The sequence below is a fragment of the Denitrobacterium sp. genome, from assembly GCF_056180635.1.
On sequence record NZ_JAZZJS010000061.1, the window covers coordinates 1 to 12920 of the forward strand.

At 61.3% G+C, this 12920-nt stretch carries 12 protein-coding genes; 11 read left to right on the plus strand and 1 reads right to left on the minus strand.

Going from position 1 to position 12920, the window contains the following annotated elements; all coding sequences use genetic code 11:
- The 10 genes from AC04P6_RS05240 to dxs all read left to right on the plus strand — a co-directional run.
- Window positions 1-486, plus strand: a 486-nt coding sequence (locus AC04P6_RS05240; RefSeq protein ID WP_475565562.1) for a 3-dehydroquinate synthase family protein, incomplete at its 5' end; no start/stop codon positions are given.
- Between the two features lie 37 nt (window positions 487-523).
- Complete coding sequence (locus tag AC04P6_RS05245; protein WP_475565563.1) at window positions 524-1639, plus strand: M24 family metallopeptidase; 1116 nt, start codon at window positions 524-526, stop codon at window positions 1637-1639.
- A 39-nt stretch (window positions 1640-1678) separates the two neighbouring features.
- Entirely contained in the window at window positions 1679-2239 is a 561-nt protein-coding gene (gene efp / locus AC04P6_RS05250; RefSeq protein ID WP_475565564.1) for an elongation factor P, read from the plus strand.
- A gap of 134 nt (window positions 2240-2373) precedes the next feature.
- Complete coding sequence (gene sstT, locus AC04P6_RS05255; RefSeq protein WP_475565566.1) at window positions 2374-3627, plus strand: serine/threonine transporter SstT; 1254 nt, start codon at window positions 2374-2376, stop codon at window positions 3625-3627.
- Between the two features lie 189 nt (window positions 3628-3816).
- A complete protein-coding gene (gene accB, locus AC04P6_RS05260; protein ID WP_475565567.1) occupies window positions 3817-5715 on the plus strand; it encodes an acetyl-CoA carboxylase biotin carboxyl carrier protein in 1899 nt (632 codons plus the stop codon).
- Window positions 5715-7061 carry an acetyl-CoA carboxylase biotin carboxylase subunit gene (gene accC / locus AC04P6_RS05265; protein ID WP_475565568.1) on the plus strand — a complete coding sequence of 449 codons (1347 nt, stop codon included), beginning with the start codon at window positions 5715-5717 and terminating at the stop codon, window positions 7059-7061. The genes accB and accC overlap by 1 nt, the downstream gene beginning before the upstream one ends.
- A gap of 3 nt (window positions 7062-7064) precedes the next feature.
- Window positions 7065-7412: an Asp23/Gls24 family envelope stress response protein gene (locus tag AC04P6_RS05270; RefSeq protein ID WP_475565569.1), complete on the plus strand. Its 348-nt coding sequence runs from the start codon at window positions 7065-7067 to the stop codon at window positions 7410-7412.
- A 15-nt stretch (window positions 7413-7427) separates the two neighbouring features.
- The gene (nusB, locus tag AC04P6_RS05275; RefSeq protein WP_475565570.1) at window positions 7428-7943 is read left to right on the plus strand and encodes a transcription antitermination factor NusB; all 516 of its coding nucleotides are present in this window, start codon (window positions 7428-7430) and stop codon (window positions 7941-7943) included.
- A gap of 12 nt (window positions 7944-7955) precedes the next feature.
- A complete protein-coding gene (locus tag AC04P6_RS05280) occupies window positions 7956-8207 on the plus strand; it encodes an exodeoxyribonuclease VII small subunit (RefSeq protein WP_475565571.1) in 252 nt (83 codons plus the stop codon).
- A 104-nt stretch (window positions 8208-8311) separates the two neighbouring features.
- Window positions 8312-10168 (plus strand): 1-deoxy-D-xylulose-5-phosphate synthase, encoded by a 1857-nt coding sequence (dxs, locus tag AC04P6_RS05285; protein ID WP_475565595.1) that lies wholly within the window; start codon window positions 8312-8314, stop codon window positions 10166-10168.
- On the opposite strand, the gene AC04P6_RS05290 is transcribed toward dxs, so the two are convergent.
- Window positions 10100-11119 carry an EFR1 family ferrodoxin gene (locus AC04P6_RS05290; protein WP_475565572.1) on the minus strand — a complete coding sequence of 340 codons (1020 nt, stop codon included), beginning with the start codon at window positions 11117-11119 and terminating at the stop codon, window positions 10100-10102. The genes dxs and AC04P6_RS05290 overlap by 69 nt on opposite strands.
- Before the next feature lie 166 nt (window positions 11120-11285).
- Between AC04P6_RS05290 and recN the strand changes: the two genes are divergently transcribed.
- Window positions 11286-12914 (plus strand): DNA repair protein RecN, encoded by a 1629-nt coding sequence (gene recN, locus AC04P6_RS05295; protein ID WP_475565573.1) that lies wholly within the window; start codon window positions 11286-11288, stop codon window positions 12912-12914.
- Window positions 12915-12920: the final 6 nt, after the last annotated feature.

Consider the following 12920-nt stretch of genomic DNA (forward strand, 5'->3'; position numbering starts at 1 on the left):
GAGCATGCCGAACGCCTCGCGCAGCGCGATGCATCCGTCGTGAACGAGGCCATCGTGCGCAGCGTGGTGTTCAAGGCGAACGTCGTTGCCGCCGATGAGCAGGAGCGCAATGGCGCGCGCGAGTGCCTGAACTACGGTCATACGCTTGGGCATGCCATCGAGAAGCTCGCTGGGTATGGCGTGTACTCCCATGGCGCCGCCGTGGCCGAGGGCATGCGCTTCGCCATGCGCTTGGGCGTTGCCCTGGCTGGCGCTCCCATCGACCTCGTGCGCGAGCAGGACGCCCTGCTCGATAGCCTGGGTCTTCCGGCGCTCGACTTTTCCGCGTCGCCCAGCGACGTCATCGATGCCATGCGCGCCGACAAGAAGAACCGCGATGGGCAGATTCGCTTCGTCATTCCCAGCGATGTGGGCGCATGGGATGTCCGTGCAGTCGACGAGGGCGTTCTGAGCGAGCACCTTGACGCTTGGGCGCGCTCGAAATAGGCTTTCAGCCAGTATCCAATCGAAAACCAGATAGGGGATGAGCTCCGTGAAGAACGATTCTTCTGCGAGCGATTTGCGTCTTGCGCGCGTGCGCGAAAAGATGGCGCACGAGGGCGTCGAGGCGCTGTACGTGCGCGATACGAGCAATATCGCTTGGCTCACGGCCTTCGATGACGTGTTCGATGACGAGCGCGCGCATGCTATTCTCGTTACGCCCTCGACGTGCGTGCTCCATACCGACTCTCGCTATTCAGCTGCCTGCCGTGCCGCTGCGGCGGGCTCCCAGATTTCCATCGACGATTCCCGCGCGACGCATGCCTCCTGGCTTGCACGCGTATGCCCTGACGCGGCCGAAATCGCGATTGAGGATGACATGCCCCTGCGCGAGTTCCGCTCGCTCGAGCAGGCATGGGGCGAACAGGCTCCCGCGTTGCGCGAGACTGCGGGCTTTGGCGTGTCCCTGCGTGCCGTGAAGGACCGCTTCGAAGTCGAGCGCCTTATCGCCGCGCAGGCCATTACCGATGCGGCCTTCAAGCATATCGTGTCGTTCATGAAGCCCGGCATGACCGAGCGCGAAGTCCAGATCGAGCTCGAGGATTACATGACGCGTCATGGCGCGCGTGGCCTCGCATTCTCCTCGATCGTTGCGACGGGAGCCAACGGTGCATGCCCGCATGCCATCCCCGGCTCCACGCGCTTGGAAGCGGGGCAGTGCGTGGTGATGGATTTCGGCGCGCGTGCCTTTGGCTATTGCAGCGACATGACGCGCACGGTGTTCCTGGGCGAGCCCAGCGAGCGCCTGGCGCATGCCTATGGCGTGCTGCGCAGCGCGAACGAGCAGGTGGAGGCGATGCTGCGCCCTGGCGTTACGGGCCGCGAAGCGCATGAGCTCGCGGAAGAGGTGCTCGCCCAGGGCGGGTATGCTGGCGCGATGGGGCATGGCCTGGGTCATGGCGTGGGCATCGACATCCACGAGCAGCCCGTTCTAAGCCCCAGGAACGAGCGCCCCCTGGAAGAGGGCAACGTCGTCACCGTCGAACCCGGCATCTACATCGAAGGTGAATTCGGCATGCGCCTGGAAGACTTCGGCATCGTCACACGTGATGGTTTCAGGGTGTTTACGCAATCCACGCACGATTCGGTTATAATCTAGCGGTTATCTTTGCAAAGAAGACAAGAAGGGTAATCCGATATGGCAATCTCCACCGCAGACTTCAAGAATGGCATCTGCATCGAATACAACTACAAGCTCTGGACCATCGCCGAATTCCAGCATGTGAAGCCCGGCAAGGGCGGTGCTTTCGTGCGCACGAAGCTGCGCGATATCCGCACCGGTCGCGTGGTCGAGTACACGTTCAACAGCGGCACCAAGTTCGATAGCGTCCGCCTGGAAGAGCGCAAGATGCAGTACCTCTACAACGACGGTGCCGATTACTACTTCATGGATCCCGTCTCCTACGAGCAGATGAGCATCCCCGCCGACGTCATCGGCGACAACGCCAAGTGGCTCAAGGAAAACGACGAAGTCACGCTGCAGTACGCCGGTGAAGAGCTCATCAGCATCACCCCGCAGATGTTCGTCGAGCTGGAAATCACCGAAACCGACCCCGGCTTCAAGGGCGACACGGTTCAGGGTGGCACGAAGCCCGCTACGCTCGAAACCGGTGCCGTGGTGAACGTTCCCATGTACATCAACGTGGGCGAGGTCGTGCAGATCGACACGCGCGACGGTCGCTTCGTTAAGCGCGTTTAACCTAGTGAACGCATAGAAATTTGCGGCGGGCGGTTCCCAGGCGGGGCCGTCCGCCGTTTTATTTGGGCAAACCCTCTTGTCACTACAGTTGAATAGAGTGAAAATACTTAGATAGCCTAACGAGAGGAATCACCGTGAAAAAGATTTGGGAAACATGGAATTCGTGGAGCCTCATCCTGCGTATCGTGTGCGGTCTTGTCGTCGGCACCGTACTCGCGCTGGTTATCCCGAATTCAGAATGGATCGCGCTGCTGGGCACGTTGTTCGTGTCGGCTCTGAAGGCTATCGCCCCCATTCTCGTCTTCTTCCTGATTATCAGCGCCCTGTGCAATGCCGCTCGCGTGGGTGCCATGAAGCGCATCGTCGTGCTCTACCTGGTTAGCACGTTCGTTGCGGGCGTCGTCGCCGTTCTGGCCACGTTCATCTTTCCGCTGCACGTCACGCTCGAAGGGGTGGAAGCTGCCACGAAAACGGCTCCGTCCGGCGTGGGCGAGGTTCTCTCCAACCTGCTCGTCAGCGTTGTCTCGAACCCCGTTGGCTCTCTTACCGAAGCCAACTACCTAGGCATCCTGTGCTGGGCCGTGCTCATCGGCGTAGCACTGCGCGCCGCAAGCGATGGCACCAAGCGCCTCTTCTTCGACATCGCCGAAGCCGTTCAGCGCGTCGTGCGCATCATCATCTCGTTTGCCCCGTTCGGCGTTCTTGGTCTCGTGTACGATGCCGTGTCCACCAGCGGTCTCGACATCTTCACCGAATACGGCACGCTTCTGCTCGTGCTCGTGGGCTGCATGTTCTTCATCGCCTTCGTCACGAACCCGCTCATGGTATGGGCGAATATCCGCAGGAATCCGTATCCGCTCGTGCTTCGTTGCCTGCGCGACTCCGCCATCACGGCGTTCTTCACGCGCAGCTCCGCGGCCAACATCCCCGTGAACATGGAGCTCTGCCGCAAGCTGGGTCTCGACCCCGATAACTACTCCGTGTCCATTCCGCTGGGCGCCACCATCAACATGGCGGGCGCTTGCGTCACCATCACCGTCATGGCCATGGCCGCCGCTCAGACCATGGGCGTTCAGGTCGATTTCCTCACGGCCGTCATCCTGTGCGTTCTCGCAGCCGTTTCCGCATGTGGCGCTTCCGGCGTTGCCGGCGGCAGCCTGCTGCTCATTCCCGTGGCCTGCTCGCTGCTGGGCATCGGCGGCGACATCGCCATGCAGATGGTGGGCATCGGCTTCATCATCGGCGTGGTGCAGGATTCCTGCGAAACCGCTCTGAATTCCTCGTCCGACGCACTGTTCACGGCCACGGCCGAATACGTGCAGTGGAACAAGGATGGCAAGAAGTACTTCCCCGGAAAGGACGCCGAAGAGGTGAAGGCAGCGCTATAGCCTCGGTCCCGCTCGAACTGCCAAACGGGTTGGGGCGCAGGCTTCCAACCCGTTTTTCGTATGCGGTTCCCGGCGAGCAGATACTCGCCGCCCTTTTTGTGTACCTTGTCCATGAAATTACCCGCGTAAGAGCTTGTAGCTGCGCGTCTATTTATAATGTTGAGTTCGAAACCTAGGAGGTTTGCACATATGCCCAAGCTTCAGATCATGGATACCACCATACGCGATGGTCAGCAGAGCCTGTGGGCAACGCGCATGCCCGTTGGCGACATGCTCCCCATTCTCCCGAAGATGGACGAAGTGGGGTACTGGGCCATCGAGGCGTGGGGCGGCGCCACATTCGATTCGTGCCTGCGCTTTCTCGACGAAGACCCGTGGGAGCGCCTGCGTTCCATCAAGGCGAAAACGCCCAACACACGTCTGTCCATGCTCTCCCGTGGCCAGAATCTCGTTGGCTACAAGCACTACTCGCGCGAAGTCTGCATGCGCTTCATCGCTGCAGCCAAGCGCAACGGCATCGATATCTTCCGCGTGTTCGACGCTCTGAACGACATCCGCAACGTCGTCGACAACGCCGACGCCATCAAGGCGTGCGGCGGTCACTTCGAGGGTGCCATCAGCTACACCATGAGCCCCGTTCACACGCTCGATAGCTACCTGGAATACGCTCAGCAGCTGAAGGATTTGGGCGCCGATTCCATCGCCATCAAAGACATGGCCGGCATGCTCACCCCGTACCGCACGGAGCGCATGGTGCGCGCGCTCAATGCCGAAATCGGCCTGCCCGTGCACGTGCACTGCCACTACGTTGGCGGTATGGCTCCTGCCAACTACATCAAGGCCGCCGAAGCCGGCGCTGCCATCGTCGACACCGCAACCGCGCCTCTTGCCTTCGGCAACAGCCAGCCCGCGGTGGAAATGATTGCCGCCGCCATGCAGGAAAGCCGCTACGATACCGGCTTCAACCTCGATCTGCTGTTCGAAATCGCCGAATACTGGGAGCAGGTGCGCGAGCGCAGCCACTACAAGCGCGGCGTTTCCAGCCTCATTCACATGAAGGTGTACAGCCATCAGGTGCCCGGCGGCATGATGAGCAACCTCGTCTCCCAGCTGAAGACGCAGAACGCGCTCGATCGCCTGCCCGACGTGATGGAGGAAATCCCCAAGGTTCGCGCCGAAGTCGGCTATCCGCCGCTCGTAACGCCCATGAGCCAGATCGTTGGCACGCAGGCCGTGTTCAACGTGCTCACCGGCAAGCGCTGGGGCATCGTTTCCAAGGAAATGAAGGATTACATCTGCGGCTACTACGGCAAGGCTCCGGGCCCCATGGACCCGAACATCGTGAAGAAGGTCGTGGGCGCTGCCGAGCGTCTCGATCCCAGCGTTGCGCCCGGTTCCCTGGTAACCACCACGTTCGCCGAGCTCGAAGAGGAAATCGGCGATTTGGCGCAGAGCGAAGAAGACGTGCTCATGTACGCCATGTTCCCGAACGAGGCGCGTACGTACCTTAGCAAGCATCGTACATCGAAGTCGGTCGAATTCCTGATGGAAGAGGAGTCGAGCGAAACCAAGGAGGAAGATTACGTGGATATCAATCAGATTCGCGAGCTGGTTCGCGTCGCAGAGGAAAGCGGCGTAGGCGAAATCATCGTGGAAGAAGAGGGCGCTCGCATCGCCGTCCGCATGCCCGGTGTTATGCAGGCTGCTCCCGCTCAGGCCGTTGCCGCTGCTCCCGCGCCTGTTGCAGCTCCTGCGGCTCCCGCAGCTGCCCCCGCGGCTCCCGCCCAGGCAGCCGAGTCCAGCCGCCCCGCTTCCTGGATTCCCGTCACGGCTCCCATGGTGGGCACGTTCTACGTGGCTCCCGCGCCCGATCAGCCGCCGTTCGTCACCGTTGGCGATGAAGTTGCCGCCAACCAGACGCTCTGCATCATCGAGGCCATGAAGCTCATGAACGAAATCGGCGCCGAGCAGATGGGCACCATCCGCGAGGTCTGCCTTGAAGACGCCACGCCCGTCGAGTTCGGCACGGTGCTCTTCTACATCGAGCCCCACAATGCAAACGACGCTACCGGTCCGGAGAACGCATAATGTTCGATAAAATCCTTATCGCCAATCGCGGGGAAGTGGCGCTGCGCGTCATGCGCGCTTGCCGCGAGCTGGGCGTCAAAACGGTTGCGGTGTACTCCACTGAAGACAAAGACACGCTTCCCGTTCGCTATGCCGACGAAGCCGTGTGCATCGGCCCTGCTCCTGCGAACAAGAGCTACCTGGTGATGGCCAACGTTATCGCCGCCGCGAAGAACACCGGCGCGCAGGCCATCCATCCGGGCTACGGCTTCCTGTCCGAGAACGCCGATTTCGCCCGCGCCTGCGCCGATAACGACATCGTGTGGATCGGCCCGTCCCCCGAGTGCATCGAGAGCATGGGCAACAAGTCGGTTGCGCGCGATACCATGAAGCGCTGCGGCGTCCCCACCGTTCCCGGTAGCGATGGCACCGTGGAATCGGTCGAGGAAGCTCGCGCCTTTGCCGAGCGCGTGGGTTATCCCGTGCTCATCAAGGCCAGCGCTGGTGGCGGTGGCAAGGGCATGCGCGAAGTGCACAAGGCGGAAGAGCTGGAAAGCCAGTTCCTCGCCGCGAAGTCGGAAGCCAAGGCCGCCTTCGCCAACGACGACGTGTACCTGGAAAAGCTCGTTCTTCGTCCGCGCCACGTGGAAATCCAGATTCTCGCCGACGACTTCGGCAACCGCGTTGCCCTGTGCGAGCGCGACTGCTCGATTCAGCGTCGTCATCAGAAGCTCCTGGAGGAAGCCCCCAGTCCTGCGCTCGACGCCGAAACGCGTCGCGCCATGGGCGTTGCGGCAATCAAGGCCGTTCGCGCGGTCGATTACCGCTCCGCGGGCACCATCGAGTTCCTGCTCGACCAAGACGGCAAGTTCTATTTCATGGAAATGAACACGCGCGTTCAGGTAGAGCATCCCGTAACCGAGCAGATCACGGGCACCGACATCATCAAGGAGCAGATTCGCATTGCGGCTGGCGAGCCCATGACCTGCGCCGAGCGCGCCCCGTTCACGCCGTACGGCCATGCAATCGAATTCCGCATCAATGCGGAAGACCCCGAGCATGATTTTCGCCCTAGCCCCGGCACCATCACGAAGTTCACGCTTCCGGCTGGTCCGGGCGTGCGCGTGGAAAGCTACCTCGAGCAGGGTTCCCGCATCAGCCCGTACTACGATTCCCTTATCGCCAAGCTCATCGTGTGGGGCTCCACGCGTGCCGAGGCAATCGCCCGCGGCAAGCGCGCTCTCGATGAGTTCAAGATCGAGGGTGTCAATACCACGATTTCCTTCCATCAGGCGGTACTCGACGTGCCCGCGTTCGTGGAAGGAAACGCCTATACCGATTTCATTGAAACCGAGATGGGAGATTAAAGCATGTCAGATTTGAATATTGAAGGCATGGCTCTCGCCGAAGGCGTTGTTGAAACCATCATCGCCATCGCGCTGAAGGATGTAGAAGGCGTTGCCAGCGTTGGCGCTCCTTCCACCACCAGCGGCCTGCTTTCCGCTATTCAGCAGAAGCCCAGCACCCAGGGCATTCAGGTGGAGCCCACCGAATCGGGCTCCATTTCCGTGAGCGTTCGCGTCGAGGTGTTCTTCGGTCAGGTCCTGCCCGAAATCGCCGGTCGCATCCGCACGGCCGTTGCCGATGCCGTGAACACTCAGGTGGGTATTACTGTGTCAAACGTCGATGTCTTCATCGACGGCATTCGTTTCGAATAGTTGTGGTTGTATAGCATGAACAAACGTCATGAACGTATTCTGTCCCGTCGCATGGCGGTGCAGGTTCTGTATCAAAGCGAGATTACGGGCGTTCCCGCATGGGAAATCGCCGACAGGGGAGACGCCCTTCCCGAAGGCGGCACGCTGCCTCCGTACGCGATCGAGCTGCTGCGCGGCGTGGCTGCGCATCACGTGCGCATCGACAAGCTTCTCGACGAGGCTTCCGCGAACTGGTCCCTCGAGCGCATGCCGCTCGTCGACCGTTCCATCATGCGCATGGCCGTCTTCGAGATGCTCCATGAAACCGATGTGCCCGTTTCCGTGTGCATCAACGAAGCCGTGGAGCTCGCCAAGGAATTTGGCGGCGAAGACGATTCCTCGCGCTTCGTGAACGGCGTTCTGGGCCGCATCGCTCGCGATCAGGGCCTGGGCGAAGTTCCCGAGGTCGAGGAAGACCTCTCGCTTCATCGCTCCGATATCCCCGAAGGCGATATCGCCGCTGCCCCCAGCGACTCCGCCAGCGAACAGTAAGGTCTGTAGCGCATGGCCGAAATCGAACAGACATCGTTCGAGAGCATCAATACTCGTTTGAAGGAAATCCAGGCGGCTGTCGAAGATACCGACATGCCCCTGGATGATGCCCTTTCTCTTTTCGAGGAAGCGGTTCAGCTTGGCATGCAGGCCTCTTCGCTTTTGGAAGAGGGTATAGCCCAGGGCGCTGCGCTTGATACCGACGAGGTTGGCGCGTCCCATATCGAAGAGTTCGCGCCGGGCGAAAGTGCGCGTTCGCTCTAATCCGTAACCTTGCCCTTGCTGGTAAAGCGGGGGTGCGCATGGTACGGTACAGGGAAACGTTGAATGGAAGGGGAAGCGTGGAAGACAAGCATCGAATTATCGATATGATTGCCAATCCTAGCGATATTAAGCTGCTTTCTGAACCAGAGCTCTCCATCCTCTGCAAGGAAATCCGCGAGGAGATTGTCTCCGTCACCTCTACCAATGGCGGCCACCTTGCTTCCAGTCTGGGCGCGGTCGAAATCATCGTCGCGCTTCATTCTCTTCTGAACTGCCCCGAAGACCGCATCGTCTTCGACGTGGGGCACCAGGCATACGCCCATAAGCTCCTTACGGGCCGCCTTTCCAGGTTCAATACGCTCCGCCAGATCGATGGCATCACTGGGTTCCCGAATCCTCTTGAAAGCGAATATGACGTGCACCCTTCGGGTCACGCGTCCGATAGCCTTTCGGTTGCCATGGGCCTCGCGTACGCTTCCAAGCTCAATGGCGATTCCCGCAAGATCGTCACCGTCATCGGCGACGCATCGCTGGCTGGTGGTATGGCCTTCGAGGCCTTGAATCACATCGGCCAGGAACAGCTTCCCATGGTCATCGTGCTCAACGACAATGGCATGTCGATTTCGCGTCCGGTTGGCGCGCTCGTGCGTCACTTCGGCTACCTGCGTGCTTCCGCGCGCTACCGCCAAACGCGCGATGCCGTGCAGGGCGCCATGGAAGATGGCGGCAACGTCACGCAGGGCATGCTCAATCTTGGGCGCAACATGAAGGACTCCGTAAAGCACCTGGTTATTCCCAAGGCCATGCTTTTCGAGCAGCTCGGCATCACGTGCACGCCGCCCGTGAACGGCCACGACCTGCATCAGCTGCGCGATATGTTCAACGTCGCATTGCAAAGCAACGGCCCCGTGCTCGTGCACGTGGTTACCAAGAAGGGCATCGGCTATGCGCCCGCACGCCAGAACCCCGAGCTGTTCCATGGCGTGGGCCCCTACGATATCGCCACGGGCAAGGTTCATAAGAAGCCGAATGCCAATCCGAAATACACGAGCGTCTTCGGAAGCGCGCTGATAAACGAAGCGCGCGAAAACGGCGACATCATCGCCATCACCGCGGCCATGAAGGACGGCACGGGCCTCGACTCATTCTCGAAGGAGTTCCCCGATCGCTTCATCGATACGGGCATTACCGAAGAGCATGCCGTGGGCCTGGCAAGCGGTCTTGCGGCTTCGGGCAAGGTGCCCGTCGTGGCTATCTACTCCACGTTCCTGCAGCGTGCCCTCGACCAGGTCATCATTGACAATGCGCTCGCGAATCGCCATGTGGTGTTTGCGCTCGACCGCGCGGGCCTTGTGGGAAACGATGGCCCTACGCATAACGGCGTGTTCGATATGGCATACATGCGCATGGTTCCCAATATGCGCGTTTTGGCCCCCTCGAACGAGGCCGAGCTCGTGAACGCCCTGCATACGGCCATCGAACTCGATGGCCCCGTGTCGCTTCGCTATCCGCGCGGCGAGGCAGAAGGCGTGCCGCTGCCCACCGCCCCCGAGTCGTGGCCCGTGGGGAAGAGCGTCGTCGTGCGCGAGGGGTCTGATGCTGCGATTCTGGCGTTCGGCCATATGGTGAAGTACGCGCAGGAAGCGGCCAGCCAGCTTGCAGAAGAAGGCATTTCCGTGCGCGTCGTTGATATGCGCTGGGTGAAGCCCGTCGATGACGATGCCGTTCGCGAAGCTGCAGCCACCGGATTCGTGCTCACTGTCGAAGAGGGTACGGTTTGCGGGGGTGCGGGTTCCGCCGTGCTCGAATCGCTTGCGCGCCAGGGCATCGCCGTTCCCGTGCGCGTTATGGGCCTGCCCGACGAATTCATCGAGCAGGGTCCCGTCGATGTGCTATTCGGTCGCCTGGGCGTCGACGCCGCTGGCATCGCTGCTGCCATCAAAGCCCAGCTCGGAAGGTAGCTCTTCTTCGCTCGCGCCTTCATGCGCGCATTCGTCTTCCGCTTTTGCGCCATCAATGGAAATGTCTTCCGGTTCGAGCTCGAAGGCTTCGACGCTGTTGTATACCGGCGCTTCCGGTTCGGGCGCTTCCATGTCGAGCGTCTGGGCGATGGCCTCGTTCATGGCCTGGCTGCTTTTCAGGATGGGGTGCAGGTAGCGGGCGCGATGGCGCGTCGATTTCCCGAATTGGATTGCATGCACGGGGCAACGCTGCAGGCATGCGAGGCACTGCGTGCAGTTTCCCTCGAGCCATACCGGATAGCCGTTGTCGAGGCGGATGGTGTTGGTGGGGCACATTTCGACGCAGGTGCCGCAGTGCAAGCATACGTTAGGGTCGACGGTGAATTTCTCGACCGAGAAGCGCTTGCCCTCTTTTCCCGTAACCGCCGAAAAGGCCGTGCCAATGGGGTTGCGCGTCTCGAAATGCCCGAACTTCATCGAGCTTACGTCGCGGGCGATCGAGCGTGCGCGGTTATGCGCTTCCTCCTGCTTGCGCGCTTGCGCCGCACGCGAACCGGGGCCCGTGAGGTAGGTGCAGCTGCTTACCGTGGCAATGGAGTACGATGCGTCGAGCCTGATGTTCTGGTGCTTGCGAAGGCCCTGCTCGAAGTGCTTTGCCGTGGAGCCCGGGATGGCGGCGCAGGTGAAGACGCAGTAGCAATAGCCTGGCACGAAGGGGTTGCCGTTCGGCGTGATGAAGCGCACGTTGCGCAGGAACTCGTCGACGATGCGCGGCGTGGTGAACAGGTACACGGGGAAGACGAAACCCAGGGGTTCGCCCTGCTCCACTTCGAATCCGTAGGCTTCTTCCTTGGTGGCGCGCCCGATGCTGGCAATGCGGTCGTTCGTTGCCTCTGCGATGGTGTAGGCGGCGTCGAGGGAGTTTCCGGTTGCGGTGAAGTAGAAAATCATGGCGTTCCTGGTCTGCCGGGGTGAAAGCCGCATCAAGGGCGCAGTGGCCCCTTGCTTGCCCCTTCCCACCCCAAACTTCGGTTGGCGTAATTACAAAGCAGTATTATACGATAAGAAATATGGTACACTTGTTCGTGTTTTTGCAACCCCGTCGAAAGCGTAAGGCATGATTGACGAACTGCATGTGAAGAACGTTGCCCTCATCCGCGAAGCCACGCTCGCTCCCGCGCGCGGCCTCACGGCCGTTACGGGCGAAACGGGTGCTGGTAAAACGGCACTCCTTTCGGCTTTGAAACTCCTGGTGGGCGAACGCGCCGACGCGCATATGGTGCGCGAAGGAGCCAGCTCTCTCACCGTCGAGGGTCGTTTCTTCCATTCCAGCGAAACCGATTCCGAGGGAACGGTGGTCTGCCGCACGCTTTCGTCCGATGGGCGCAGCAGGGTGCATGTCGATGGCTCCATTTCCGGCGTGCAGCAGCTTGCGCGCACGGTTGGCGCCACCGTCGATTTGTGCGGTCAGCACGAGCATCAGCGCCTGCGCGCCTCTTCGAACCATATCGCCATGCTCGACGCGTGGATGGGCGAGTCCCTGGCGGAACCCATGGCCGCATATGCCGTTGCCTGGAAGGAAACGCGGGAAGCCATCGCGGCCCTGGAAGCCGTGCGCAAGGCGGGGCAGATGAGCAACGAGGAAGTCGACCAAGCGCGCTACATCGTCTCGCGCATTGCCGAGGTCGACCCCCAGCCGGGCGAGTACGAAGAGCTCGCCAGCCTCGTTCCCCGCGCGGAAAATGCCGAGCTCCTCATGCAGTCCGTTTCCGCAGCCTATGAAGCCCTCTCGGGCGATGGTGGGGCCCTCGACGCCCTTTCCCAGGCGGCGGGTCTGCTCGAGCGCGTTGCCGGCGTCGATGAAGCGCTGGGCGCGTTGGCTTCCAGCCTGCGCGAAAGTAGCTATGTCATAGAAGACGTGTCCCGCGACACGCGCGCATACCGCGACGATCTTGAATATTCTCCCAGCGACCTTGCCTCGCTGCAGGAGCGCCTAGGCGAGCTGCAGGGGCTCATGCGCACGTGGGGTCCGGGTATGGAACAGGTCTTCGCGGCGCGTGATGCGGCTCAGGAATCGCTTCTCGCCGTCGATTCGCTCGAGGCGCGTCTTAAGAGCGCACAGGCTCAGGTCGACGCCGCGGAAGAGCGACTTGCCCAAGCGGCCAACGTCCTGCACGAAGCGCGTGCTGCGGCGGCTCCCCAGTTTGCGGAAGCGGTAACGGCTCAGATGTCCCGCCTGGAAATGGGCGGTGCCTCACTCGTGTGCAGCGTCTCGCTGCAGGAACGCGATGGCTGGACGTCGCGGGGTGCCGATGATGTCGAGTTCCTCTTCAAGCCTGGCTCGCATATGAGCGCCCGCCCTCTGGGCAAAATTGCCTCGGGCGGCGAAACGAGTCGCGTCATGCTCGCCATCAAGGTGGTCATGGGTTCGCGCGACGACGTGGAAACGCTCGTGTTCGACGAGGTAGACGCTGGGGTTGGCGGCGGCGCCGCCCGCGCGCTGGCCGAGGTCCTGGCCGATCTTGCGAAAACGCATCAGGTCATCGTCGTCACGCATCTGCCTCAGGTTGCCGTTGTGGCATCCACGCATTACGTGGTGCGCAAAACCGCGGGCGAGGTGCCTTCTACGGAATTGCATGAAGTTCGCGACGACGATCGCGTAAGCGAAATCGCGCGCATGCTTTCGGGCGATACGGGCAGTACCAGCTTGGCGCATGCGCGTGAAATGCTCGAAGAGCGCGCGTAGGGCGTT

Excerpts from the sequence above, each read along its gene's own strand:
- AC04P6_RS05245 (WP_475565563.1), top strand. The coding sequence starts at position 524 with ATGAGCTCCGTGAAGAACGATTCTTCTGCGAGCGATTTGCGTCTTGCG.
- accC (WP_475565568.1), top strand. The coding sequence starts at position 5,715 with ATGTTCGATAAAATCCTTATCGCCAATCGCGGGGAAGTGGCGCTGCGC.
- AC04P6_RS05290 (WP_475565572.1), bottom strand. The coding sequence starts at position 11,119 with ATGATTTTCTACTTCACCGCAACCGGAAACTCCCTCGACGCCGCCTAC.
- dxs (WP_475565595.1), top strand. The coding sequence starts at position 8,312 with ATGATTGCCAATCCTAGCGATATTAAGCTGCTTTCTGAACCAGAGCTC.
- AC04P6_RS05270 (WP_475565569.1), top strand. The coding sequence starts at position 7,065 with ATGTCAGATTTGAATATTGAAGGCATGGCTCTCGCCGAAGGCGTTGTT.
- recN (WP_475565573.1), top strand. The coding sequence starts at position 11,286 with ATGATTGACGAACTGCATGTGAAGAACGTTGCCCTCATCCGCGAAGCC.
- efp (WP_475565564.1), top strand. The coding sequence starts at position 1,679 with ATGGCAATCTCCACCGCAGACTTCAAGAATGGCATCTGCATCGAATAC.
- nusB (WP_475565570.1), top strand. The coding sequence starts at position 7,428 with ATGAACAAACGTCATGAACGTATTCTGTCCCGTCGCATGGCGGTGCAG.
- AC04P6_RS05280 (WP_475565571.1), top strand. The coding sequence starts at position 7,956 with ATGGCCGAAATCGAACAGACATCGTTCGAGAGCATCAATACTCGTTTG.
- accB (WP_475565567.1), top strand. The coding sequence starts at position 3,817 with ATGCCCAAGCTTCAGATCATGGATACCACCATACGCGATGGTCAGCAG.